We start from the raw sequence: 24330 nt of genomic DNA, 5'->3' as shown, positions 1-24330 counted from the left end.
GCGGGCGCGCTCACCAGGGCAGCGTCTTCGACCTAAGGGGGTTCGCGTGGACGACTCGATCTTCGTTGGCGGCACGTGGCGGCGTGGCGGCGGCGAGCTCATCGAGACCCGCGACCCCGCCGACGGGCGGGTGCTCGGGCGCCTGCACGGCGCGTCCGTCCAGGACGTCGACGACGCCGTCCGGACGGGACGCGCGGCAATCGACGCGAGCGGCTGGCGGGACGCGCTGCCGCACGAGCGGGCCCGGGTGCTGCGGGAGATCGGCGCGCGGATCGCGGCGGCGGCCGACGAGATCTCGGCCGTCCAGACCGCCGACACCGGCAAGACGCGGGCCGAGACGCGGGCGCTCGCGCTGAGCGCGTCCGGCACCTTCACCTACATGGCCGCCGCGCTGGAGACGATGGAGGAGGCCGTCACCCCGCCGCGCGGCCCGTACCTGACGATGACCGCGCACGAGCCCTACGGGGTGGTCGGGGCGATCACGCCGTGGAACTCGCCGATCGCGAGCGACGCGCAGAAGGCGGCGCCCGCGCTGGCCGCGGGGAACGCGGTGGTGCTGAAGCCGCCGCTGTGGGCGCCGTGCGTGTCGCTGCTGCTGGCGCGGCTGTGCGAGGAGGCGGGGCTCCCGAAGGGGCTGCTGTCGGTCCTGCCCGGCCCCGGGATGCCGGTGGGCGACGCGATCGTCCGGCATCCGCTCGTCGGCAAGGTGTCGTTCACGGGCGGAACCGGGACGGGACGGACGATCGGGCGGGCCGCCGCGGAGAAGATCATGCCCGTGACGCTCGAGCTCGGCGGCAAGTCGCCCACGATCGTCTTCCCGGACGCGGACGTCGAGCAGGCGCTCGCGGGCGTCCTGTTCGGCATCTTCTCGTCGAGCGGGCAGAGCTGCATCGCGGGCTCGCGCGTGTTCGTCCACGAGTCGGTGTTCGACGCGTTCGTCCGGCGGCTCGTCGAGCGGGCGGAGGCGCTGCGGGTGGGGCCCGGGACGGACGAGCGAACGCAGGTGGCGCCGCTCGTCACGCACGAGCACCGGAATCGGGTCGCGGGGATGGTCGACGAGGCGGTGCGGCAGGGCGCGAAGGCGCTTTGCGGCGGGGCCATCCCGGACGATCCGGAACTGCGAGCGGGCGCGTACTACCTCCCGACCGTGCTCGGGGGCGTGACGAACGACGCGGCGATCTGCCGGGAGGAGGTCTTCGGGCCCGTCGCGGTCGTCCTCCCGTTCGCCGACGAGGACGACCTCGTCCGGCAGGCCAACGACACCGACTACGGCCTGGCGTGCGGGATCTGGACGGCCGACTACCGCCGGGCCTGGCGGGTCGCGCGGGGGATCGACGCGGGCACCGTGTGGGTCAACACCTACAAGCAGTTCAGCATCTCGACGCCGTTCAGCGGCCACAAGGCGAGCGGGCTCGGCACGGAGAAAGGCCGCGAGGGGATCAAGTCGTACATGCGGCAGAAGTCGGTGTACTGGGGGATGGACGAGGCGCCACTGCCCTGGGCCGCGGGATAGCGGCCCAGGGCGCCGCCCCTCAGTCGCCCAGGAGCGGCAGGCCCGCCGCGTACCGGCGGAGGTAGCGGGCGGTCGGGGTGCCGGCCGCCGCGACGGCGTCCGGGGTGCCCGCCGCGACCACCGCGCCCCCGTCCGGTCCGGCTCCGGGGCCGAGGTCGATCACCCAGTCGGCGGACGCGGCGACGGGGATGTCGTGCTCGGCCACGACGACGGTGTTGCCCGAGTCGAGCAGCGCGTCGAGGGCGTCCACCACGCGCTGGACATCGGACGGGTGCAGGCCCGAGACGGGCTCGTCGAGGACGACGAGCCCGGCGCGGCGGCTCGCGGCGCCGCGCTGGATCGCGGACGCCAGCTTCAGCCGCTGCGCCTCGCCGCCGGACAGTTCGGTGGCGCTCTGGCCGAGCCGGAGGTAGCCGAGCCCGACGCGGTGCAGGGCCTCCAGAGTCTCCGCGAGCTGCGGGGGTCCGGTGAACCGCTCGACGGCCTCGGCGACGGTCAGCTCCAGCACCTGGTCGACGGTCAGGCCCAGGTACCTGATGTCCTGGGCCTCCGGCCCGTAGCGGCGTCCCTCGCACGCGTCGCAGACCACCCACACGTCCGGCAGGAAGTGCATGTCGACCAGCGTGCGGCCGTGACCGGCGCAGACCTCGCAGCGGCCGCCGCCCGCGGTGTTGAAGCTGAACCAGGAGGCGTCGGCCCCGCGCTCGCGGGCTGCGGCGGTTCCGGCGAAGAGCTTCCGGACGATGTCGAACGCCTTGCTGTAGGTGGCCGGGTTGGAGCGCGGCGTCCGCCCGAGCGGTTCCTGGTCGACGACGGCGACCCAGCCGAAACCGTCCAGGCCGGTCACCTCGCGCACCGTGTCGGTCGCGGTGCCGGTCAGGGCGGCCTCCGCGCCCGCCCCGAGCGCGCCGAGGAGGCTGCTCTTGCCGCTGCCGCTGACCCCGGTCAGGCAGGTGAGGCGCCCGGCGGGGAGGCGCACGAGGTCGGCGGTGACGTTGTGCGCTCGCAGGCCGCGCAGCTCCACCCAGCCGGTGCCGTCCCCGGCCGGGCGGCGGGTCCGGCGCAGCCGGGGCCCCGCACCGGCCAGGTACCGGCCGGTCGGCGACCCGGGGTGGGCGGCCACGGCGGCGGGCGGCCCGGACACGAGCACCGCGCCGCCGCGGCGTCCCGCGCCGGGCCCCATGTCCACCACCCAGTCGGCTCGCGCGATCAGTTCGGGGTCGTGCTCGACGAGGAGCACCGTGTTGCCTGCCGCGCGCAACTCCAGGGCGATGTCGAGCAGCTGCGCCTTGTCCGCCGGGTGCAGCCCGGCCCCGGGCTCGTCCAGGACGAAGACGATGCCGCTCAGCTCGGTGCCGAGCTGCGCCGCGAGCCGGGTCCGCTGCAGTTCGCCGCCGGACAGCGTCGCCGCGCTGCGCGCCAGCCCGAGGTGGGCCAGCCCGAGCCGGTCGAGGAGGCCGAGCCTGCGGGCCAGGTCGTCCAGCAGCGGTCCGCCCACCTCGCGCCGCCGGGCGTCCAGGCCGTCCGCCACGCGCCGCGCCCAGTTCGCCACCTCCCGCACCTCGACGTCGAGCAGTTCGGGGTAGGTCAGCCCGCCGAGCCGCACGGACCGGGCCGCCTCGTCGAACCCGCTGCCGCCGCAGGCGCCGCAGGGCGCCTTGCGCATGTACGGCAGGTAGCGCTGCTTGGCACCGGACGTCCGCGCGTTCGCGAACAGCCGCTCCACCTCGGCCAGCGCGCCCCGCAGCGGCTGGATCGACGTGTAGGTCATCACGGCCGTCTCGTTTTTGTTCGGCATCTCGACGGTCGCCTCGACCTTCTCGTCACCCGTGCCGTACAGGACGCACCGGCGGAACTCCTCCGGCAGCGACCGCCAGGGCAGGCCGAGGTCCACGCCCCGCTTCTCCGCGAGCGCCGGGACGAACGCGTGCTCGCCCGACCGCCACTTGGCGAACCAGTGCGAGCCGCCCTCGAAGAGGGGACGCTCGGGCCGGGTGATGACCAGGTCCTCCCGGGCCTGCCACCGGCCACCGGCCCCGTGGCAGTCCGCGCAGCCGCCCTCGGGGGTGTGGCGGTCGAAGTGCGCGGTCGTCAGCGGCCCGTCCGCGCGCTCCGCCGCCGGGTCGGCGCCGATCGCCGGAAGGCGCGAGTACAGGAGCCCGAGGTGCCCGTCGATGCCGGTGATCGTCGCGACCGTGGAGCGGGGGTTGCGGTTCAGGCGGCGCTGGTCGACGGCGAGGGTCGCGCCGAGCCCCAGGATCCGGTCGACCTTCGGCCGGTTGCGCTGGGTGATGTACTGCCGGACGAACGGCGACAGCCCCTCCAGGTACCGCAGCTGGGCCTCGCTGTGCAGGGTGTCGACGGCCAGCGAGGTCTTGCCGCTGCCGCTCACCCCGGTGAAGGCGACGAGCCGTCCCTTGGGGACGGTCACCGACACGTCCCGCAGGTTGTTCGTGCGGGCGCCCACCACCTCGATGGTGCCGTGCCCCGTGTCCGCCCCGTCGCGTGCGAATGCGGTCAAGCCCCTCGTCCTCCCTCTCGTGGCGCGGCGGGGGGCGGGCCGTCCCGCCCGCGTCCGCCGCCGACCGAGGGATCATGCTCGCCGCGAAACCTGACGTCTCGTGTCAGGTTGCGAGGCGGAACGGAGCGGCGCCGCGATCACGGGGTCGCGGGTGCCCGGGTCAGGCGGTCGCGGCGTCGTCCTCGCGCAGGTGGTCGAACACGTCGAGGGACACCTCCAGGCGCGAGAGCAGCCGCGCCAGCTCGCGCCGCTCGGACTGCCGGAGCGCGCCGAGCATCCGGTCCTGCGTGCGGAAGTGCTCCTCGACGACCCGGTCGATGAGGTCGCGGCCGGCCTCGGTCAGCTCGATGTAGACGACGCGGCGGTCGTGCTCGTCCTTCGCGCGGCGGACGAGCCCCGCCTTCTCCAGCCGGTCGATGCGCTGGGTGAGCCCGCCGGTGGTGATCAGCCCGACCTGCGCGAGCTCGCCGGCGGTGCGCCGGTAGGACGGGCCGCTGCGCCGCAGGGACGCCAGGACGTCGAACGCCGGCGTGGTGAGGTCGAACTTCGCGAGGGTCTCGGCGACGAGCGCCTGGTACCGGACGTCGCAGCGGTGCAGGCGGCCGAGGACGCGGATGCTGTCGACGTCCATCCCGGGCATCTCGCGGCCCCACTGCTCGATGACGAGATCGATGAGGTCGGACGAGGGACGCTGCGACGCCACGGGATTCTCCTGAGGGGTGAGGGAAGTCTTCGGTTGTGCCGCGCTTGCGGACGGTGGGGCCCGATCCGCCGGATGAGCCGTCACGAAGCCGCCCGTCCAGGTTAGACGGTCCCTCGCGACGGCACGCGCACCGGGCGGTATTTCACTTAGCGTAAAGAGAACGCCGCCGCACCGGGGAGGGTGCGGCGGCGGACCGGGAGATCGGCGGGCCGGCGGGTCGCGGTCAGCGGGCGGACGAGCCGATGACGCCCTCCGCCTCGATCTCGACGGTGAGGCCGGGCTCGACGAGCCGCGACACCTCGACGAGCGTCGAGCAGGGGAAGTCGCCGGTGAAGAACTCGGCGCGGGCCCGCCCCACCTCGGCCTTGTCCGCGATGTCGGTCAGGTAGACGCGGAGGGCGAGGACGTCGTCCATCGCTCCCCCGGCGGCCTCCACGAGCGCCTGGATCTTGGCGAGGGTGCGTCGCGCCTGCTCGTAGGTGCTTCCCTGTCCGGTCCCCGCGTGCATGCCGGACAGGACGAACCGGTCGCCGACCCGCTTGCCGTTGCTGAACATCCCCGGCCGGGGCGCCTCCGGGACGGACGCCGCCCGGATCGTCCGCGCGGCCTCGGGAGCCCGCACGGGGTCGCGCGCCGGTTCGTCCCGCGACTCCAGCCACTCCCGCGTGAGCCGTTCCCGCACCGGGACGAAGTCGTACGTCGGGTAGAAGTCGGTCTCGAAGACGCCCCACGCGCTCCGCTCCAGTTCGACGTTCACGAGGTTGAGTTCGCTCGCCGGGACGCGGAGGGTGACGATCTGGCCGATGCCCATCGCGACGACCCACGACACGATCTCCGACCGTCCGGGCGGGAAGCGGGTCCACCACTCGCGTTCGCCCAGCGTGTCCTGGATCTCGTGGAGGTTCTTGCTCTGGTCGTGCCGGAGGAAGACGGTCAGCATGACCGTCTCCTCCGGCGAACCGGCCGCCCCGGCGGAACCGGCCGTCCTGGACGCCCCGGCCGTCCCGGACGCACCGGTCACGACGGGGCTCCCGCTCCGGCCCTCGCCCCGTTCCCCGCCCCGCCCCGTGCGGGCGCCTTCGGCGCGGCCTTCGCGGCGGCGGCCTCGGCGAGGTCGGCGGCCTGCCGCTCCGCCTCCGCCCGGAACATGCGGCGGATCCGGACGACGCCGAGGTCGTGCTGGTACAGGTTCTCGTCGCTGTCGGCGTCGGGCGGCATGACCTCGAGCATCGTGCGGTCCTGCTCGAGGACCTCCCAGTGCCGCTCCTCGATCGTCATCCGGTAGAGGAAGCGCCACACGTCCCGCTCCCAGCCCTGCACGCGGCGGGTGCGCCAGTGGAAGACGGCCGACTCGGTCGCGGTGATCGGGGTGGCGGCGCCGACGATGCCGAAGGGACCGCCGGGACCGGCGAACGCGGCGTACGGGATCTCGAGGTCGACCCAGTCGAGGCCGGTGCGGGCGAACTCGACCCAGTCGAAGTTGACCCCGCGCTGGTCGGTCTTCTCGAAGAAGAACCCGCGGTCGGTCTCGCGGATGCGGAACCGGGCCGAGGTGTCGCCGCCCGCCATCGAGTGCGACTGCCGATGCAGGAACGCGCCGTGCATGGGGTCGAGCACGTTGTCGATGTAGAACCGCCAGGGCGTCCGCCATTCGGCGTAGTTGAGGAAGTGGGACGTGTCCGGGTCGGCGAGGCGGTCGGGAAGCCCGAACTCGACGGGTTCGGGGTGCAGGTCGTCGCCGAAGTAGGCGAAGATCGCGCCGGCCTCCTCGCGCAGCGGCAGGGTGCGGACGGCCTGCTTGCCCTCGAGGGCGCAGCCGGGCATGCCGGGCACGGACACGACGGTGCCGGTGCCGTCGACCTGGACGCCGTGGTACTGGCAGGCGATCCGGTCGCCGAGGTGCTGCCCGAGGGAGAGCCGGGCGCTGCGGTGCGGGCAGCGGTCGGCGATCATGTGCGGGGTGCCGTCCGGCTCGCGGAACAGCAGCCAGCCCTCGCCGAGCCGGACCAGCCGCTTCATCTCGCCGGGACGGACGAGGTGCGCCGGGTAGACCGCGTACCAGCGGTTCCGGAGCCCGGTCGCGAGGATGTGCCCGGCGGTCGGCGTCGTCTTCACGGTCCTCATCATGATCAAGCCCCCAGCCTGGTCATCTCGCTGCGGAACGCGTCCTCGGTGAGGGGCGCGCCGTCCGGTCCGGTGATGCCGCGCTCGCGCAGGCCCGCGACGAGCGCGGGCAGGTCGTGCGCCCCGGTCGCGAAGACCTCCTCGATGGCCCCGGCGAGCTTGCGCTCGTACGGGGTGGGTTCGCGGTCGCGCGTCTGGTGCACTTCCAGGTACAGGTCCTCGGTCAAGATGCTCTCCTCTGGTTCTCGGCTCGGCGGGGCAGGCCCTCGGCGATCTGCACGAAGGACCGCACCCAGGCGTCGAAGGAGTCGGGACGCTCCGTGTGCACGCGGCGTCCGGCGCCGTCGACGGTGACGAACACGGCGTCGCGGATCCCGCCCGCGTACGGCTGCCCGGTGCCGCGCTCGCCGTCGCCGCAGATCACGAGGGTGGGGACGGTGACGTCGCCGAGCGGGGTGCCGGACGGGACGGGGTCCGGGCCGGCGAGGACGAGGCTCGCGACGAGGCCGGGGCGGCGGGCGGCCAGGGCCACGGCGGCGGGGGCCGCGGCGCCGTGGCCGAGCAGGTGCACGGGACGTCCGGCGGCGGCCGTCCGGACGGCCTCGGCGGACGCGTCCGGGTCGCCGCCCGGCGCCGTGCGGGCCTCGACGCGGGCCTCGACGTGCAGGTCGGGGGCCAGGGCCTCGCCCCGCGCGGCGAACGCGGACGCCTCGGCGGCGTCCGCGCACAGGCACACGAGCGTCGGCGGGTGGGTGTGGTTCATCGGGCTCTCTCCGGACAGAAGGTTAAGCACTAAAACCCTAAGCGCTTAACTATTTGGTCGGCAAGACCCCCGGGGCGGGACCGCCCCGGGGGTCGCCCGCGGTCAGGGGGAGATCTCCTCCAGCGTGCGCCGCGCGGTCTCCTGCGCGAACAGGGCCGCGACGAGGCCGCCCGCGATCGCGACGGCGCCGAGCATCACGAACACCGGGGCCGTCCCGTCCACGTAGATGAACCCGATCAGGATCGGTCCGGAGATGACGCCGACGCGGTTCCAGACGCCGCCGAGGCTGACGCCGAGCGCGCGGCTCCGCGTCGGGTACAGCTCGGGGGTGTACAGGTAGAGGCTCAGGTTCGCCCCGTTGATGAAGACCGCGGCGAGGCTGATCAGCACGAAGACCTGGGTGACGCTCGTCGCGCCGAGCGCGCCGAGCAGCCCGAGCACCAGCCCGCCCGTGATCATGACGGTCGCGAGGGTCGGGCGGCGGCCGAACCTGTCGATCGTCAGCGCCACGACCAGGCAGCCGATGATGCCCGCGACCAGGGGCACGACGCTGTACTTGAGCGAGTCGTCCAGCGGGACGTCGTAGACCGTGTGGTAGATCGTCGGCATCCAGGAGTTCATGCCGTACAGGACGAAGTACGCGCTGAACCACAGCACCCACAGGGTGAGGGTTCGGCGCGCGTACCGTCCGGCGAACAGCTCGCGGATCCCGCCGCGCCCCTCGCCCGCGCGCAGGGTGTCGGCCTTGACGTCGGCGATGTCGGCGGGCGGCAGGGGCTCGCCGGTGGCACGTTCCACGTCGCGCTCGATGCGGGCCATCGTCTCCTCGGCGCGCTCGCGCTGCCCGCGGCCGGCGAGCCAGCGGGGCGACTCGGGGACCATCGTGGCCAGGAACGGGACGAGCAGCAGCGGGAGCGCGCCGATCGCGAACAGCCAGCGCCAGCCGAACGCGGGCACGACGAACGTCGCGACGATCGCGGCGGTGGCGAGCCCGATCGGGAAGATCAGCTCGTACATGAGCACGAACCGGCCGCGCTTGGCGGCCTTGGTGATCTCGCCGATGTAGGTGGCGGCGACCGGCACCTGGCCGCCGATCCCGACGCCCTGGATGAACCGCATCACGAGGAAGAACTCCAGTGACGGCGCCAGGGCGAGCGCGATGCCGGCGAGCGCGTACACCAGCAGCGTGACCACGATCGTCGGGACGCGGCCGATCCGGTCGGCGATCCAGCCGGACAGCAGGGCGCCCACGAGCAGCCCGATCGCGCCCGAGGTGATCGCGAAGGTCGACTGGAACGAGCTCATGTTCCACTCGTCCCTGATCACCGGCAGGACGTACGCGATGAGCAACTGGTCGAAGGCGTCGAAGAAGGTCACGATGCCGATCAGCAGGCGGACCTTCACGTGCCAGCGGGACATGGGCAATCGCTCGACGCGCGCGGCTATCTCCGCGGTCAGCGTCGGTCTGACGTGGGCTGTCGTCATACGGCTGGCTCCTTGGTACGTCACCGGCGGACGCCGCGGACGTGCGGGGCGTCACAGGTGCAGTTAGTTAAGAGGCCAGATACTTAGATGTCAATGGTTATGCGCCTAACGATCTCCGGCCGGTCGCTTCAACGATCTCCCCCGGAGCCGCCGTCGCCCCGTTCCGCGGCGTCCTCGGCGGCCTCCAGGGACCGTTCGAGGGCCCGCAGCAGGCCGGTGAGCTGCGCCACCTGCTCGTCCGCGAGCCCGGCGATCATGGCGCGCTCGTTGTCCAGGTGCTCGGCCAGCAGCCGGTCGATCAGCTCGAACCCCTGGTCGGTGAGCCGCGAGTAGACGACCCGGCGGTCGTGCTCGTCGCGCTCGCGGACGATCAGACCGGCCTTCTCCAGCCGGTCCATCCGCAGCGTGACCCCGGCCGAGCTGAGCAGCGACGCCTCGGCCAGCTCGCGGGCCGACCGGCGGTACGGCGGCCCGGACCGGCGCAGCGTGATCAGCACGTCGAAGGCGGCGGCGTTCAGCCCGTTGCGCTCGAACAGCCGGGAGGCGAGGGCGTTGTAGCGCAGGTAGGCGCGGTGCAGGCGGCCGAGGAGCGCGATCGGCGAGGGGTCCAGGTCGGGCCGCATCGCGCGCCACTGCCGGACGATCTCGTCGGTGCGGTCCGGCTCGCCCCCCGCGGCACCGTCCGCCCCGGCCCTCGGCTCCGGCGGGACCTCCGCCGGTCCGGCGCCGGATCCGCTCTCCCGATCTGCCATCTCCGCTCCCGTTCGCGCAGCTCAAGTGGGACGGACAGGTCGCCCGAAACCCGGCACGGATCCTAGCCGGGGCATTGCGCCGACCAATCCTTAAGTGCTAAAACGTTTTCCGGTACTTACCTTAGTGCTGAACTTTCTGTCTCCGTTCGGAGAGGAGCGACCCATGACCGAGTCCACCGCGCGGCCCACGGCGCAGCCCGCCGCGGCCGCACCGGCGACCGACCTGGACGCGCTGATCGACTCCTGCATCGCCGCGCGCGACGGGCGCCACGAGGACTGGGACACCCTCGGCTTCCAGGCCAAGGCCGGCGACGAGTTCCGCCGCGCGCAGATCCGCTACATCGGCTCCGGCGCCACCGGGAACCACGAGACCGACGGCCGGATCCTGCCCTCCGACCACTTCACGTTCTCCAACATGCGCCTCCCCGCCGGCGCGATCGGCCCCGAGCACACCCACCACGACGTCGAGGAGGTCTTCTTCGTCCTGGAAGGCGAGCTGGAGGTGACCGTCCACGACGTCGAGGACGGCACGAAGACGGCGTCGCGCCTACTCGGCTACCGCGACCTCATCCGCGTCCCGGCCGGGGTGCCGCGCAGCCTGCGCAACATCGGCGACGCCGACGCGCTGTTCTGCGTGATCATCGGAACCGGGAAGCCGGAGCTCCCGACGTACCCGCCGACCTCGCCGATGCACGGCGTCACCCGGGACTGAGCATGCGGTCACTGCGGCTCGTGCGCTCCACCTGGCTCGCCGACGGCGTCGTGCAGCTGGAGCTCGCCGACCCGTCCGGCGGCGCCGACGGCGCCGGCGCCGAGCTGCCCGGCTGGGAGCCCGGCGCCCACCTGACGCTGCACCTGCCGGACGGCCCGTCCCGCGAGTACTCGCTGTGCGGCGACCCCGCCGACCGCGCCCGGTACACGGTCGCGGTGCAGCGCGAGCCCGACTCGCGGGGCGGCAGCGCGCACGTCCACGAGCGGCTGCGGGTCGGCGAGATCCTCGACGTGGACGGGCCGAAGAACACCTTCGCGCTCGCACCGGCCCCCGCGTACGTCCTGGTCGCGGGCGGGATCGGTGTCACGCCGATCAAGGCGATGGCGGACGAGCTCGCCCGCCGGGGCGCCTCGTGGTCGCTGCTGTACTGCGGCCGGTCGCGGACGTCGATGGCGTTCGCGGCCGATCTGGCCGGGCACGCGCAGGCCGTCGTGCACGCCGACGACGAGCACGGCGGCCCGCCCGACATCGCCGCGCACCTCAAGGAGGCCCTCGCCGGCCTGCCGGAGGGCGCGCTCGTCTACTGCTGCGGCCCCGAACCGCTGCTCCGGGCCGTCCAGGACGCGCTGGACGACACGTCCCGGCTGCGCACGGAACGGTTCCGCGCCCCCGAACCGGTGCGAACCGGGACGGACGCGGACGGCGAAGCCCCGTTCGACGTCGTGTGCGGCGCGGACCGGTTCACCGTCGAGCCCGGCGCGTCGATCCTCGAGACGCTCCGCGCGGGCGGCGTCGACCTGCCGTCGTCCTGCGAGGAGGGCATCTGCGGCACCTGCGAGACGCGGGTGCTGGCGGGCGAGCCCGACCACCGCGACCACATCCTCACCGACGACGAGCGCGCGGCGGGCGCGACGATGATGCTCTGCGTCTCCCGCTCGCGCACCCCCGAACTCGTTCTCGATCTCTAAGGAGCGGGCGATGTCCATGCATTCCGGGACGACACCCGATACGGCCCCCGGACCGATCGCGCGGCTGCGGTCGCTGCGGTCGGTGGCGGTGCGGACGCCCGACGCCGCGGCCGCCGCCGAGTTCTACCGGCACGTCTGGGGCCTGAACCCGGTCGAGTCCGATACGGGCGTGACGTGGCTGCGCGGGACGGGCGCGGAGCACCACATCCTCGAGGTGCGGCAGGCGGAGGCGAACGCGCTCGGCAAGATCGCGTTCTCGGTGGCGACGCCCCGGGAGGTCGACGCGGCCGCGTTCCGGCTGGAGTCCCTCGGGATCCCGCTGATCGCCGCGCCGGGGCGCCTCGACCAGGCGGGCGGCGGGTACGGGCTGCGGTTCGCCGACCCGGAGAACCGCCTCGTCGAACTGTCCACGGAGGTCGAGGCGGTCGTGCCGCGCGACACCGGCGGCCTGGACGCCGTCCCGCGCAAGCTCGCGCACGTCGTCCTGAACACCGTGGACATCGACGCCGCCTGCGACTTCTACACCCGCGTGCTCGGCATGCGGATCTCCGACTGGTCCGAGCACCAGATGGCGTTCCTGCGCTGCAACAGCGACCACCACGTCATCGCGTTCAACCAGGCGCCGTGGACGTCGCTGAACCACATGGCGTACGAGATGCCGTCCATCGACCACTTCATGCGCGGCATCGGGCGGCTCCGCCACCACGGCGTCACCCCGCTGTGGGGGCCGGGACGGCACGGGCCGGGCAACAACACGTTCGGGTACTTCGGCGACCCGGCGGGCCTGGTGTGCGAGTACACGTCCGAGGTCGAGCAGGTCCAGGAGGACGCGTGGCTGTGCCGGGTGTGGCGCCGCGTACCCGAACTGTCCGACCTGTGGGGGACGGCGGGACCGCCGTCGGCGGACGTCCGCACCCGCATGGCCGGGATCCCCGACCACGGAGGGTGGTGGGAGAAGTGACCCTGTCCGTCGCGGTCATCGGCTGCGGGGCCATCGGCTCGATCGTCGCCCGCGCCCTGCACGACGGGGACGTCCCGGACGCCCGCCTCGCCGGGGTCGTCGACCCCGCCGGGGCCGGCGGCCTGCCGGAACTCTCGCTCGACGCGGCGCTCGGCACCGCCGGCCTCGTCGTCGAGGCCGCCGGGCAGCGGGCGCTCGCCGAACTCGGCCCCCGCGTCGTCGCGTCCGGCACCGACCTGCTCGTCGTCTCGATCGGCGCGCTCACCGACGACGCGCTCCTCGACCGGCTGAACGGCGCGGGGACGGGCCGCGTCCACCTCGCGTCCGGCGCGATCGGCGGGCTCGACATGCTGCGCGCCGCCGCCCGCATGGGCCCGCTGGACGCCGTCCGCATCGTCACGACGAAGAAGCCCGCCGGGCTCGTCCAGCCGTGGATGGACGCCGCCGAGGCCGACCGCGTCCGGTCGGCGACCGGGCCGCTGGAGGTGCGGCGCGGGCCCGCGCGGGAGATCGCCGCCGCGTTCCCGAAGTCGACGAACGTCGCCGCCGCCGTCGCGCTCGCCGCCGGGAACTGGGACGTCGTCGAGGCCGTCGTGATGGCCGATCCGGGCGCGGCCCTGACCTCGCACGTCATCACGGCGTCCGGCCCGGCCGGGGAGTACCGGTTCGAGATCCGCAACCGGCCGTCCCCGCGCAACCCGACGACCAGCGAGGTCGTCCCGTACGCGGTGCTGAAGGCCGTCGGCGACCTCGCCGCCCGGACCGGGGTGTTCCGGTGACCGCCGGGCCGGTGCTGATGCTGCACGGCATCGGGGGCTGCGCCGCGTCGTTCGACGACCAGGTCCCGGCGTTCGAGGCCGCCGGGCACCGCGTCACGGCGTGGGACGCGCCGGGGTACGGGCCGTCACCCGACCCCGACTCGGCGCCCGGCATGTCCGGATACGCGGAGGCCGCCGCCGCGCTCCTCGACGGCGCCGAACCCGCGCACGTCGTCGGGGTGTCGTGGGGCGGCGTGATCGCGACCCGGCTCGCGGCCGAACGTCCCGGGCTCGTCCGCTCGCTCGTCCTGGTCGGGTCGTCGCGCGGCTCCGGCCGCACGCCCGAGGGCCGGGCCGCGATGGCGGCGCGCGGCGCCGAACTCGAACGCCTCGGCCCGGCGGAGTTCGCGGCCCGGCGCGGCCGCAAGCTCGTCTCCCCGGAGGCGCCCGCCGACCTGGTGTACCGGGTGGTGTCCGCGATGGCGCGGGCGATCCGCCTGCCCGGCTACGCCTTCGCGGCCGCCGCGATGGCCGGAACCGACCACAGTGCCGTGCTCGGGACGCTCGACGTGCCCGCCCTGGTGCTCGCGGGCGACCGCGACACCGTCACCGGGCCCGGCGAGAGCCGCGCCATCGCGGCGGCCCTCCCCGGCGCCCGGCTGGAGATCCTCCCGGGCGCGGGCCACGCCGCCAACCAGGAACGCCCGGACGAGTTCAACCGCACCGTCCTCGACTTCCTCGCGGAGACCGAACGATGACCGACGTCCCGGACATGGACACGCCGCCGTACGCGGACGCACGCCCGGACCGTCCCCGAAGGGCGTGCGGAGATCGGGCGACGAGCGGGCCGGACACGGGCGGGCCATCCGCCCCGAACGTCCTCGAAGGCCGGTCGGAGGTGCGGCGGTGAGCGGCCCGGACCTGACGGATCGCCTGGTCGTCGTCACCGGGGCCGGGCGCGGCCTCGGGCTGGAGATCGCGCGGGCCGCCGGGCTCGCGGGGGCGCGGGTCGTGGTCGCCGAACGGGACCCCGGCCTCGCCGAGGCCGCCGTCGCCGACCTCACCGCCGGGGGCGTCGAGACGCACCGGGTCGACACCGACGTCGCCGACACCGCGTCCGTCGCCGCGCTCGCCGGCGCGGTCGCCCGCATCGGGCCCGTGCACGGCGTCGTGAACAACGCGGCCCTCGCCGACGGCGTCGGCGGGCGCCCGTTCTACGACATCGACCCCGAGCAGTGGGACGCCGTCCTGACCGTGAACGTGCGCGGCACGTGGCTCGTCTCGCGCGCGCTCTGGCCGCACCTCGCACGTCCTGGGGGCCGGATCGTGAACCTGGCGTCCGACGCGGCCTTTTACGGTTCGCCCAGGCTCGCGCACTACGTGACGTCCAAGAGCGCGATCGTCGGCATGACGCGCGCGATGGCGCGCGACGCGGGGCCGCACGAGGTCACCGTCAACGCGGTCGCGCCCGGCCTCACCCTCGGCGACGCCGCCGACCGCATCCCCGCCGAACGGCACGAGCTGTACCGGCTGAACCGGGCCCTCGAACGCCCGCAGGAGCCCGGCGACCTCACCGGCGCCGTCCTGTTCCTGCTGTCGGACGCCGCCTCGTACATCACCGGGCAGACGCTCGTCGTCGACGGCGGCTTCGTCTTCAACTGAAAGGACCACCGATGGATCTCGGGCTCGCCGGACGGGTCTACGCCGTCACCGGCGCCGGGTCCGGCGTCGGGCTGGCCACCGCCGCGCTGCTGCTCGCCGACGGCGCGCACGTCGCCGCCTGCGCCCGCGACGCCGGCCGGCTCCGCGCCGCGCTCGACCCGCTGCCCCGCGCGGGCGGCGCCCGGACGTACGCGGCGCCGTGCGACGTGCGCGACGGCGCGGCCGTCGCGGACTTCGTCGACGGGGCGGCCGCCGAGTTCGGCCGGCTCGACGGGGTCGTCAACAACGCGGGCCGCTCGCTCCTCGCGCCGGTCGCCGAGACGTCCGACGAGCAGTGGCGCGACGAGTTCGACCTCAAGATCTTCGGCGTGCTCAACACCGTGCGGGCCGCCGAGCCGCACCTGCGCCGGTCGGACGCGCCCGCGATCGTCAACGTGAACGCGATCCTCGCCCGGCAGCCCGAATCCCGGCTCGGCGCCACCTCGGCCGCCCGCGCCGCGCTGCTCAACCTCTCCCGGACCCTCGCCGCCGACCTCGCCCCCATCCGGGTCAACTCGGTCTGCCTCGGCCTCATCGACACCGGCCAGTGGCGCCGCAGGTACGAGGCGTCCGGCAGCCCGCTCTCCTACGAGGAGTGGACGGGCGACCTCGCCGCCGACCGGGGCATCGCGCTCGGCCGCCTCGGCCGTGCCGAGGAGGTCGCCCACCCGATCGTCGCGCTGCTGTCGCCGCGCGCGTCCTACGTCACCGGATCGTCCCTCGACATCGGCGGAGGAGTCGCCCGATATGTCTGACCCCAATGGCGGTGACCTGCTCGTCCAGGTCCTCCGCGAGCACGGCGTCACCACCGTCTTCGGCGTCGTCAGCGTGCACAACCTCCCCCTCGTGGAGGCCGTCGACCGCGACCTGCGCTTCGTCGCCGTCCGGCACGAGGCCGCCGCGGTCAACGCCGCGGACGCCCACGCGCGCGCGTCCGGCGGGCTCGGCTGCGCGCTGACCAGCACCGGGACGGGCGCGGGCAACGCCGCGGGCGCCCTCATCGAGGCGCTCACCGCGGGCTCGCGCGTCCTGCACGTCACCGGGAACATCGACAGCGAGTACCTCGGGCAGGGCCGCGGCGTCATCCACGAGACCAAGGACCAGCTCGGCATGCTGGCCGCCGTCTCCAAGCACGCCGCCGCGGTCGGCTCGGCCGCCTCCGCCGGGGGCGTGCTGCGCGCGGCGGCCCGCGCGGCGCTCGCCCTCCCGCAGGGCCCGGCGAGCGTCGAATGGCCCATCGACCTCCAGTACGCGGCGCAGACGATCGCCCCGGAGCGTCCGGCCGTCCCGGAACCGGGCGGGACGTGGCGCGACGCGGCCCCCGAGGCCGTGCGGCTCCTCGCCGCCGCCCGCCGCCCGGTCATCTGGGCGGGCGGCGGCGCCCGCGCCGCCGGCCCCGAACTGCGGGCGCTCGCCGAACGGCTCGGCGCCCCGATCCTCACCTCGAACGCCGGGCGCGGCGCCGTCCCCGAGGACCACCCGCTCGTCGTCGGCAACTTCGCCACCAGCCCCGCCGCCGAACCCCTGCTGCGGGACGCGGACCTGCTCCTCAGCATCGGCACCCACTTCCGCTCGCAGGAGACGAAGCACTACAAGCTGCGGCTCCCCGCCGAGCACGTCCAGATCGACGTCGACCCGGCCGCGATCGGCCGCGCCTACCCGGCCACGCTCGGCCTGTGCGGCGAGGCGTCGGCCGTCCTGCGCGCGCTCGTCCCGTCCGGGACCGCCGTCGAGGACGGCTGGCGCGACCGGGCCGCCGAGACCCGCGAGGCCGTCCGCGCGAAGCTGCGGGCGGACATCGGCCCCTACGCCATCCTCAACGACGCCATCCGGACGCACCTGGACGACGCGTCACCGATCGCCCGGGACGTCACGATCCCGTCGAGCCAGTGGGGCAACCGCCTCCTGCCGATCCTCGACCCCGCGACGAACGTGTTCCCGCTCGGCGGCGGCATCGGGCAGGGCCTCGCGATGGGCATCGGCGCCGCTACCGCCCGCCCCGACGTCCCGACCCTCGTCATGGCGGGCGACGGCGGGTTCTCCGTGCACCTCGGCGAGATCGCGACGCTCGCGCAGGAACGCCCCTGGCTCGTCGTCCTGCTGTTCAACGACGGCGGCTACGGCGTCCTGCGCAACATGCAGGACCGGCACATGGACCGGCGCTCGGGCGTCGACCTGTTCACGCCCGACTTCGCGGCCGTCGCCGCCGCCGCCTCGATGCCGTACGCGCGCGTCCGGGACGCCGCCGAGTTCGGCGAGGCGTTCGCGAAGGCCGTCGCCGCCCGCGAACCGTACTTCCTCGAGGTCGACGTCACCGCGATCGGCCCGACCCCGGCCTCGTTCGTCCCGCCCGTCCCCGTCCCCACGGCCCGCTGACCCGCCGGGGCGGGCGCAAATGCGCCTTCCCCGGCGATCCACCGGGCACGATGAAGATCGACAATTCCGGCGCCCCGGTAGGAGTGGCTCGTGAACGACATTCCCGGTATCGACACGACCGTGCCGAGTTCGGCGCGGATCACCAACTACTGGCTCGGCGGCAAGGACCACTACCCCGTCGACCGCGAGGTCGGCGACGCGATCGCCCGCATCCACCCCGACATCGTCACGATGGCGCGGCACGACCGCGCGTTCATCGGCCGGTCCGTCCGGTACCTGGCGGGCGAGGCGGGCGTCCGCCAGTTCCTCGACATCGGCACCGGGCTGCCCACCCAGGACAACACCCACGAGGTCGCCCAGCGCGCCGCCCCCGACTCGCGGATCGTCTACGTCGACAACGACCCGATGGTCCTCGCGCACGCCCGCGCGCTGCTCACCTCGACACCCGAGGGCGTGACCGCCTACATCGACGCCGACCTGCGCGAGCCCGAAGCCATCCTCGAGAAGGCCCGCGAGACCCTCGACTTCACCGAGCCCGTCGCCGTCATGCTCATCGGCATCCTCCAGCACATCGTGGACGACGCCGAGGCGGAGTCGATCGTCCGGCTGCTCGTCGAACCCCTGCCGTCCGGCAGCCACTTCGTCCTGGTGCACGACACCGCCGACTTCCACGGCCAGTCCGTCCTGGACGCCATGGACACGTTCATGGCCGAGGGCGGCCTGCCGATCTGCGCCCGCGACCACGCCCGGGTGGAACGCCTGATGGACGGCCTCGACATCGTCGACCCCGGCATCGTGTCGACCTCGCACTGGCGCGTCGGCGTCGACAGCCCGTGGGGCGAGGCCGAGCACGTCGCCCAGTACAGCGCGGTGGGCCGCAAACCCTAGCCGTCCATGTCGAGGACGAACCGGTAGCGGACGTCGTTGCGGGCCAGGCGGTCGAGGGCGGTGTTCACCTCGTGCGCCGGGACGGCCTCTGTCTCCGCGACGATGCCGTGCCGGGCGCAGAACTCGAGCATCTCGCGCGTCTCCCGCACACCGCCGCTGCCCGCCCCGGCGAGGTTCTTCGCGCCGACGATCAGGCTCATCGGGTTCACCCGGAGGTCCGCTTCGGGGATGCCGACCAGGCACAGGGTGCCGTCGACGGCCAGGGCGTCCATGTAGGGCTCGAGGGCGTGCGGGGCGCCGACCGTGTCGATGATCAGGTCGCAGCGGCCCGACTGCCGGGCCATCGCCCGTCCGTCCGGCGACAGCACCACATCGCCCGCCCCCAGGCGGCGCGCCTCCTCGGCCTTGGCGGGGGACGTGGTGAACTGCACGGTCTCGGCACCCAGCGCGCGGGCGAGCTTGAGGGCGACGTGGCCGAGACCGCCCATGCCGACGACGCCGACCGTCCGTCCCGGTCCGGCGCCCCAGCGGCGCAGCGGCACCCACGTGGTGACGCCCGCGCACATCAGCGGAGCCGCGCCCGCCGGATCCAGCCCGTCCGGCAGGCGGTGCACGAAGTGCTCGTCCGCGACGTACTCGGACGAGTAACCGCCCTGGGTGCGCGAGCCGTCGACGCGGTCGGTGCCGCCGTAGGTGAGGGTGACGCCCTCTTCGCACCAGTTCTCGCGGCCCGCCCGGCAGGCGGCGCAGGTGCGGCAGGAGTCGACGATGTTGCCGACCGCCGCCCGGTCGCCCACGGCGAACCCGGACACCGCCGGCCCGACCGCGGCGACCTCCCCGACGATCTCGTGGCCCGGCACGAGCGGGAGACCGTCGCCGTGCCGGATCGCGGACAGGTCGGACGCGCACACGCCGCAGTACCGCACGCGCACCGCCACGTCCCGCTCCCGCAACTCCCGGCGTTCGAACTCCCACCGCTCCAGCGCCGCTCCGGGCATCCGAGCCGCCCAGCCCGTGACCTCACGCATGACCGTCCTCCGCTCCGATCTCGTCCTCGCAGTCCAGGCCCCGGCGCTCCAGCTCCCGGTGGTGCCCGATCTTGTCCCGGACCACCGCGAGGTCCCGGCGCAGCCGCTCGATCCGCCGCTCGACGTTCGCCGCGTGCTCCTCCAGCAGGGCCGCGCGCTTCTCGTGCCACTCCAGCCCGGGCCCCATCCGGACGAACGCCCGCACGTCGTCGACCGGCATCCCGGTGCCGCGCAACGCCTGCACGAGCCGGACGAACCGGACGGCCGCGGGCGGGTATGCGCGGCGACCGTCCGGATCCCGCTCCACCAGCGGCAGCAGGCCCTCCCGCTCGTACCAGCGGAGCGTGTCCATGCTGAGCCCGGTCAGTTCCGACACCGCCCGGATGCCGACGGATCCTTCGACCATGCGGGGAAGCTACGCGCTGGAGTCCACTCCAGCGCAAATCCCCCTTACGTGACGATCCGGGCCCGGCCGGTGCCGTCGCCGGAGAGGAACGACGCCAGCCGCTCCCCCTCCTCGACGGTCTCGGCGCGCTCGGCCGCCGAGAGCGGGCGCAGCGGGGCGACTTCGACCGTGCCCGCGTCGGTGCGCCACGTCGCGGCGACGCGGCCGTCCACCAGGACGGCGCGTTCACCGGCGACCGAGATGCCGCGGTGGGCGTCGTCGATGATGCGGGTGCGGTCGCGGTAGCCGAGGATCGCGTTGTCGAACGCGGGCAGGAAGCGCACCGGCGCGGGGGTGCCGGGGTCGGGGCGCGGGGCGTCCGGGAGGTCGAGCAGCTCGCGGCCCCGCTCGTCCCGGAAGGCGACCAGCTCGCCGCGCAGCGCGGCGACGGCGGCGGGCAGCCCGGCGAGGCCGCACCAGGCGCGCAGATCGGACGAGGTCGCGGGTCCGAACGCGGCGAGGTACCGGCGCGCGAGCGCCTGCCCGGCCGGATCCGAGGCGTCCGGGGGCAGCGGGTCGACCTCCCGGCCGAGCCACGAGGAGAGCAGCACGTTGCGCACCCCCGCCTTCGTGCGCCACAGCCCGCGCGGCGGCGCCTGCGCCATCGGGACGAGCGCCGAGACCAGCATCTCGCCGACGGCCCGGCGCGCCGGCCCCGGATCGGCGAGCGCCGCCACGAGCTCGGCCATGGTGCGGGGGGTGCCGTCCGCCATCACCGCCCGGCCCTCCGCCGCGAGCGCGTCGAGGTCGACGCCGTCCAGTTCGCGGCGGTACGCCCCGAAGACCCGCTGGCGCAGCATGGCCTGGTGGCGGGCCCGCCAGGCCAGGGCGTCGGCGGCGGTGACGAGGTGGACGGTGCGGCGCATGAGGTGGATCCGCACCACGCCCCGCCGCACCAGCAGGTCGTCCAGTACCGCGGGGTCGAAGTCGCGGAGCCGCGACCAGAGGCCGGTGAACGGTTCCTGCGGTTCCTGCGCCTGGAGGCCGCAGAGGTGGGCGACGGCGCCGAGCACCGGCGTCCCCGCGCGTTCGAGCAGCGACTGCCGGGCGAGCGTGGCGCGGTTGAGGGCGCGATCGTCCAGGACGGTCATGCGCCCCGCCGGAGTCGCGGGCCCGTGATGGACGGCGGCGTGTACGAGACGTCGAGCGGCCCGGCGAGCGCGTGCGCCTGCATGTGTCCCTGCTTTCGTGCGGGCGGCGATGGTCAGGACGCGGCGTACCGGACGGCGACGTCCAGGACCCAGGTGACGCCGAACCGGTCCTTCAGCATCCCGTACAGCGGCGCCCACTGCGACGGCCCGAGCGGCTGCACAACGCTCCCGCCGTCGGACAGCTTCTCCCAGTACCCAGCGATCTCCTCGGCCGTCTCGCCCCGGACCGACACGAAGAACGCGTTCTGCCCCTGGTCCCACGCCATCGCGGACGGCACGTCGTAGGCCATCACCCGGAACCCGTTGTCGGCGTCCACCTGGCCCCACGTCACCTGGTCGGCCTCGGCCGGGTCCTGGACGTTCCCGGTGTCCTTGTACGTGATGACGGCCAGGTCACCGCCGAACACGGACTGGTAGAAGGTCAGGGCTTCGCGGGCGTCGCCCCGGAAGTTCAGGTGGGCCACTGCGTTGACGGACATGATCGGCTCCTTGTTTCTCGGCTTCGGCACTCACCTTCACAGCAGTAGCGGCCAGAACATGTCCGCTACTCCCGGGAGAATCGAGAACATGCAGAACGACTCCTGGCGCTGCTCTCGCTGCTCCAGACCCGCCGGGACCCGACCGGGACGGGCGGCGCTCATCGGGAGGGCGTTACCGGCTCCGCGGCATGCTCGGCGTGCGAGGCGCGAGGGTGTTCCAGCGCGGCGCCCTCGATGTCGAGGTCGGGAAGGAGGCGGTCCAGCCATCGGGGCAGCCACCAGGCGCCCTCGCCGGTCAGCGCGAGGACGGCCGGGACGAGCGTCATCCGGACCAGGAAGGCGTCGGCCAGGATGCCGGCGGCCAGACCGAGGGCGATGGGCTTGAGGGTGAGGTCGTCGGTCGTGACGAAGCCGGCGAAGACGGCGAACATGATGAGCGCGGCGGCGGTGACGACCCGGGCGACATGTCGCGATCCAGCCAGAACGGCCTCGCGCGGCCGTCCGGTGCCGACGTACTCCTCGCGCATCCGCGAGACCAGGAAGACCTGGTAGTCCATCGCCAGACCGAACAGCACGGCGATCACGACGATCGGCATGAAGCTGAAGACCGGTCCGGTGGTGGCGACGCCGAACAGGCCTGCGAGCCACCCCCACTGGAACACGGCGACGACCGCGCCGAACGCGGCGCCCGCCGACAGCAGGAACCCGGCCGCGGCCTTCAGCGGGACGACGATCGAGCGGAAGACCAGCAGCAACAGCAGCAGTGAGAGCCCGACCACGACGGCGGTGAAAGGCGGCAGCGAGTCGCGGAGCCGGTCGGAGACGTCGATCGCGGCCGGAGTGGAGCCGGTGACCAGCACCTCGGCGCCCGCGGCCGCGCCGAGGCCGGGAGTGCGGGACCGGATGTCGCGGACGAGCCGCCGGGTCACGGCGCTGCGCGGCCCCTGCTCGGGGACGATCTGGAGAACGGCGGTCCGTCCATCGGTGCCGGGCTCGGGGGCGCTGATCGACACCACGCGGGGCAGGTCGAGCCCGGCACCGACCTCGGCGGCGGCCCGTACCGGGTCGCCGTCGCGCGTCCGGACCAGTACCAGCAGTCGCCCGTTGCGGCCGGGGCCGAACGCGTCGGAGATCATGTCGTAGGCCTTGCGCTGGGTGGAGGCGGGGTCGGCCGTCCCGTTGTCGGGCATCGCCAGGTCGAGCCGTAGCGCCGGGAGTGCCAGCGCGCCCAGGGCGAGCAGGACCGCGGGGACGGTGATCAGTGGGCGGCGGGTGACCAGGCGGGCCCAGCGCAGCCCACCCGCGCCGACGCGTCCGGGACGGGCCGCGCGCGAGCCCGGCTTGGGCCGCAGCCGCTCACCGGCGAGGCCGAGCAGGGCGGGCAGCAGGCTGATCGCGACGGCCATCGCCATCAGCACGGCCAGTGCGGCGGCCAGGCCCATGACCGTCAGGAACGGGATGCCGACCACGGCCAGCCCGGCCAGCGCGACGATCACCGTCAGGCCGGCGAAGATGACGGCGCCGCCCGCGGTGGCGACCGCGCGCGCCGCCGATTCCTCGACGTCCATCCCGTCCGCGAGCTGGGCGCGGTGCCGGAAGCCGATGAACAGCGCGTAGTCGATGCCGACGGCCAGGCCGACCATCAGCGCCAGGCTGGGAGCGGTGTCGGAGACGGTGGCGGCGTTGGAGGCCAGCAGCACCCCCAGCAGCCCGACCGCCAGCCCGGCCAGCGCGGTGGCCAGGGTCAGCCCGGCGGCCAGCAGCGAACCGAAGGTGAGCACCAGCACGATCACGGCCACCGCGACACCGATCACCTCGCCGATGCCCGCGTGCATGCCGGCGGTGCTGTAGATCGTCCCGCCAACCTCCGCGCGCATGCCGTCCGCGCGCGCCCCGGCGGCGATGTCCTCGAGGGCGGCGATGCTGGAGTCGTCCAGCACGTCCCGCTTGATCGGGTACAGCACCGTGGCCAGCGCGGTGTGACGGTCGGCGGAGATGCTCCCGGTCTCGAACGGATCGGTCGCCTCGGCGACCTGTGGCGCCGCGGCCGCCTCCCGTACCGCGTCCTGGATGCGGGCCCGGTGGGCCGGATCATCGACGGTCGTCCCGGGCGGGGCGGCGAACACCAGCTGCGCCGTGACCCCGGTCGCCTCGGGCAGGGACCGTTCCAGCAGGTCGATGCCCCGCTGGGACTGAGAGCCGGGGATGGTGGCCTCGCTGTCCAGATGCGAGCCGAAGGCGGCCAGGCCGCCCGCGGCCAGCGCCAGCAGCAGTAGCCAGCCGACGAGGAACCGGAGGCGGTGGCGGAAAGCGGTCCGGCCGAGCCGGTAGAGCAGGGTCGCCAACGTGGGGCCTCTCAGGTGCGCGCGGTCGGGGGGAGGAGCGCGGTCAGCACGGCGCTGAACGCCTGCTCGATGACGTCGGCGGTGACGGCCTCCGGATCGGCGAGGTGCTCGTTGACCAGGCCGTTCGTGAGGCAGTGCAGGATCAGCCCGGCCAACTCCGCCGGAACCGCCGCAGCGATGCCGGTGCGTTCGGTCACTTCGGTGACGGAGCGGGCGGCGGTGTCGCGCTGCGCGCGCCGCATCGGGGCCAGCACCGCCCGCGTCCGCTCGTCCCGGGCCGCGCGGGCGGCGAACTCCAGCCCCAGCTGGCCGTGCCCGGTGTCCCCGACGATCCGCGCGGTGATCAGCTCGGCGACCCGTCCGATCACCGTGGCGGCGTCGGCACCGTCGATCTCGGCGGACACGGTGGCCAGTTCGTCCTCGGCTCCCTGCCGGAGGACGGCGCCGAACAGTTCCTGCTTGCCGCCGAAGTTGGAGTAGACGGCGCCCTTGGTGAAACCGGCGGCGTGGGCGATGTCCTCGATCCGGGCGTCGTCGTAGCCGCGTTCGGTGAACACCCGCACCGCCTCGGCCAGCAGCCGCCGCCGCACTTCCGCACGTGGGACCCGTCTCGCGGGCCCTGGGTTGTCGGTCATGACCGGACCGTAGCATACTCAA

24 protein-coding genes are annotated in these 24330 nt (G+C 74.1%); 10 read left to right on the top strand and 14 right to left on the bottom strand.

Going from position 1 to position 24330, the window contains the following annotated elements; all coding sequences use genetic code 11:
• Positions 1 to 46 precede the first annotated feature (46 nt).
• Positions 47 to 1513 carry an aldehyde dehydrogenase family protein gene (locus F7P10_RS23310; protein ID WP_254715974.1) on the top strand — a complete coding sequence of 489 codons (1467 nt, stop codon included), beginning with the start codon at positions 47 to 49 and terminating at the stop codon, positions 1511 to 1513.
• A 19-nt stretch (positions 1514 to 1532) separates the two neighbouring features.
• Here the strand turns inward: F7P10_RS23310 and F7P10_RS23305 are convergent, their stop codons facing one another.
• The 8 genes from F7P10_RS23305 to F7P10_RS23270 all read right to left on the bottom strand — a co-directional run bounded on the left by F7P10_RS23305 (position 1533) and on the right by F7P10_RS23270 (position 9861).
• Positions 1533 to 4034 carry an ATP-binding cassette domain-containing protein gene (locus tag F7P10_RS23305; RefSeq protein WP_151012204.1) on the bottom strand — a complete coding sequence of 834 codons (2502 nt, stop codon included), beginning with the start codon at positions 4032 to 4034 and terminating at the stop codon, positions 1533 to 1535.
• Positions 4035 to 4194: 160 nt separating this feature from the next.
• A complete protein-coding gene (locus F7P10_RS23300) occupies positions 4195 to 4737 on the bottom strand; it encodes a MarR family winged helix-turn-helix transcriptional regulator (protein WP_218040127.1) in 543 nt (180 codons plus the stop codon).
• Between the two features lie 223 nt (positions 4738 to 4960).
• Complete coding sequence (locus tag F7P10_RS23295; RefSeq protein ID WP_218040126.1) at positions 4961 to 5758, bottom strand: RidA family protein; 798 nt, start codon at positions 5756 to 5758, stop codon at positions 4961 to 4963.
• On the bottom strand, positions 5755 to 6861 hold the full coding sequence (locus F7P10_RS23290) for a Rieske 2Fe-2S domain-containing protein (protein ID WP_151018244.1): 1107 nt from the start codon (positions 6859 to 6861) through the stop codon (positions 5755 to 5757). Before F7P10_RS23290 ends, F7P10_RS23295 begins: the two co-directional genes overlap by 4 nt.
• Before the next feature lie 5 nt (positions 6862 to 6866).
• Positions 6867 to 7088, bottom strand: a complete 222-nt coding sequence (locus F7P10_RS23285; RefSeq protein ID WP_151012202.1) for a recombinase-like helix-turn-helix domain-containing protein — start codon at positions 7086 to 7088, stop codon at positions 6867 to 6869.
• Positions 7085 to 7624, bottom strand: a complete 540-nt coding sequence (locus F7P10_RS23280; RefSeq protein WP_151012200.1) for an alpha/beta fold hydrolase — start codon at positions 7622 to 7624, stop codon at positions 7085 to 7087. Before F7P10_RS23280 ends, F7P10_RS23285 begins: the two co-directional genes overlap by 4 nt.
• A gap of 102 nt (positions 7625 to 7726) precedes the next feature.
• A complete protein-coding gene (locus tag F7P10_RS23275) occupies positions 7727 to 9109 on the bottom strand; it encodes an MFS transporter (RefSeq protein ID WP_151012198.1) in 1383 nt (460 codons plus the stop codon).
• Positions 9110 to 9237: 128 nt separating this feature from the next.
• Complete coding sequence (locus F7P10_RS23270) at positions 9238 to 9861, bottom strand: MarR family winged helix-turn-helix transcriptional regulator (protein ID WP_151012197.1); 624 nt, start codon at positions 9859 to 9861, stop codon at positions 9238 to 9240.
• Between the two features lie 163 nt (positions 9862 to 10024).
• Between F7P10_RS23270 and F7P10_RS23265 the strand changes: the two genes are divergently transcribed.
• The 9 genes from F7P10_RS23265 to F7P10_RS23225 all read left to right on the top strand — a co-directional run bounded on the left by F7P10_RS23265 (position 10025) and on the right by F7P10_RS23225 (position 18225).
• Positions 10025 to 10573: a cupin domain-containing protein gene (locus tag F7P10_RS23265; RefSeq protein WP_151012195.1), complete on the top strand. Its 549-nt coding sequence runs from the start codon at positions 10025 to 10027 to the stop codon at positions 10571 to 10573.
• A 2-nt stretch (positions 10574 to 10575) separates the two neighbouring features.
• Entirely contained in the window at positions 10576 to 11541 is a 966-nt protein-coding gene (locus F7P10_RS23260; protein ID WP_151012193.1) for a PDR/VanB family oxidoreductase, read from the top strand.
• A 10-nt stretch (positions 11542 to 11551) separates the two neighbouring features.
• Entirely contained in the window at positions 11552 to 12502 is a 951-nt protein-coding gene (locus tag F7P10_RS23255) for a VOC family protein (protein WP_254715973.1), read from the top strand.
• Positions 12490 to 13281 (top strand): aspartate dehydrogenase domain-containing protein, encoded by a 792-nt coding sequence (locus F7P10_RS23250; protein WP_254715972.1) that lies wholly within the window; start codon positions 12490 to 12492, stop codon positions 13279 to 13281. Before F7P10_RS23255 ends, F7P10_RS23250 begins: the two co-directional genes overlap by 13 nt.
• Positions 13278 to 14018 carry an alpha/beta fold hydrolase gene (locus F7P10_RS23245; RefSeq protein ID WP_254715971.1) on the top strand — a complete coding sequence of 247 codons (741 nt, stop codon included), beginning with the start codon at positions 13278 to 13280 and terminating at the stop codon, positions 14016 to 14018. Before F7P10_RS23250 ends, F7P10_RS23245 begins: the two co-directional genes overlap by 4 nt.
• A 148-nt stretch (positions 14019 to 14166) precedes the next feature.
• Positions 14167 to 14922, top strand: a complete 756-nt coding sequence (locus F7P10_RS23240) for an SDR family oxidoreductase (RefSeq protein ID WP_218040124.1) — start codon at positions 14167 to 14169, stop codon at positions 14920 to 14922.
• Between the two features lie 11 nt (positions 14923 to 14933).
• Positions 14934 to 15716 carry an SDR family oxidoreductase gene (locus F7P10_RS23235; protein ID WP_151012191.1) on the top strand — a complete coding sequence of 261 codons (783 nt, stop codon included), beginning with the start codon at positions 14934 to 14936 and terminating at the stop codon, positions 15714 to 15716.
• Positions 15709 to 17337 carry a thiamine pyrophosphate-binding protein gene (locus F7P10_RS23230; RefSeq protein WP_151012189.1) on the top strand — a complete coding sequence of 543 codons (1629 nt, stop codon included), beginning with the start codon at positions 15709 to 15711 and terminating at the stop codon, positions 17335 to 17337. The genes F7P10_RS23235 and F7P10_RS23230 overlap by 8 nt, the downstream gene beginning before the upstream one ends.
• Positions 17338 to 17427: 90 nt before the next feature.
• On the top strand, positions 17428 to 18225 hold the full coding sequence (locus tag F7P10_RS23225) for an SAM-dependent methyltransferase (protein WP_151012188.1): 798 nt from the start codon (positions 17428 to 17430) through the stop codon (positions 18223 to 18225).
• Here the strand turns inward: F7P10_RS23225 and F7P10_RS23220 are convergent.
• From F7P10_RS23220 to F7P10_RS23195, 6 genes are all read right to left on the bottom strand, one after another.
• Positions 18222 to 19253 (bottom strand): NAD(P)-dependent alcohol dehydrogenase, encoded by a 1032-nt coding sequence (locus F7P10_RS23220; RefSeq protein WP_151012186.1) that lies wholly within the window; start codon positions 19251 to 19253, stop codon positions 18222 to 18224. The genes F7P10_RS23225 and F7P10_RS23220 overlap by 4 nt on opposite strands.
• Complete coding sequence (locus tag F7P10_RS23215) at positions 19246 to 19659, bottom strand: MerR family transcriptional regulator (protein ID WP_151012184.1); 414 nt, start codon at positions 19657 to 19659, stop codon at positions 19246 to 19248. The genes F7P10_RS23220 and F7P10_RS23215 overlap by 8 nt, the downstream gene beginning before the upstream one ends.
• A gap of 44 nt (positions 19660 to 19703) precedes the next feature.
• Positions 19704 to 20789 (bottom strand): winged helix DNA-binding domain-containing protein, encoded by a 1086-nt coding sequence (locus F7P10_RS23210; protein WP_151012182.1) that lies wholly within the window; start codon positions 20787 to 20789, stop codon positions 19704 to 19706.
• Positions 20790 to 20902: 113 nt separating this feature from the next.
• Complete coding sequence (locus F7P10_RS23205; RefSeq protein WP_151012180.1) at positions 20903 to 21328, bottom strand: VOC family protein; 426 nt, start codon at positions 21326 to 21328, stop codon at positions 20903 to 20905.
• Positions 21329 to 21486: 158 nt separating this feature from the next.
• Positions 21487 to 23673: an MMPL family transporter gene (locus F7P10_RS23200; RefSeq protein WP_151012178.1), complete on the bottom strand. Its 2187-nt coding sequence runs from the start codon at positions 23671 to 23673 to the stop codon at positions 21487 to 21489.
• Positions 23674 to 23684: 11 nt separating this feature from the next.
• Positions 23685 to 24308, bottom strand: coding sequence for a TetR/AcrR family transcriptional regulator (locus F7P10_RS23195; RefSeq protein WP_151012176.1), 624 nt, complete (start codon positions 24306 to 24308; stop codon positions 23685 to 23687).
• Positions 24309 to 24330 lie beyond the last annotated feature (22 nt).

It is taken from the genome of Actinomadura sp. WMMB 499, assembly GCF_008824145.1.
In the GTDB taxonomy this organism is placed as follows: Bacteria; Actinomycetota; Actinomycetes; order Streptosporangiales; family Streptosporangiaceae; genus Spirillospora.
The sequence above is the reverse complement of the archived record's forward strand: the minus strand, read 5'-3'. Positions and strand labels throughout refer to the sequence as shown.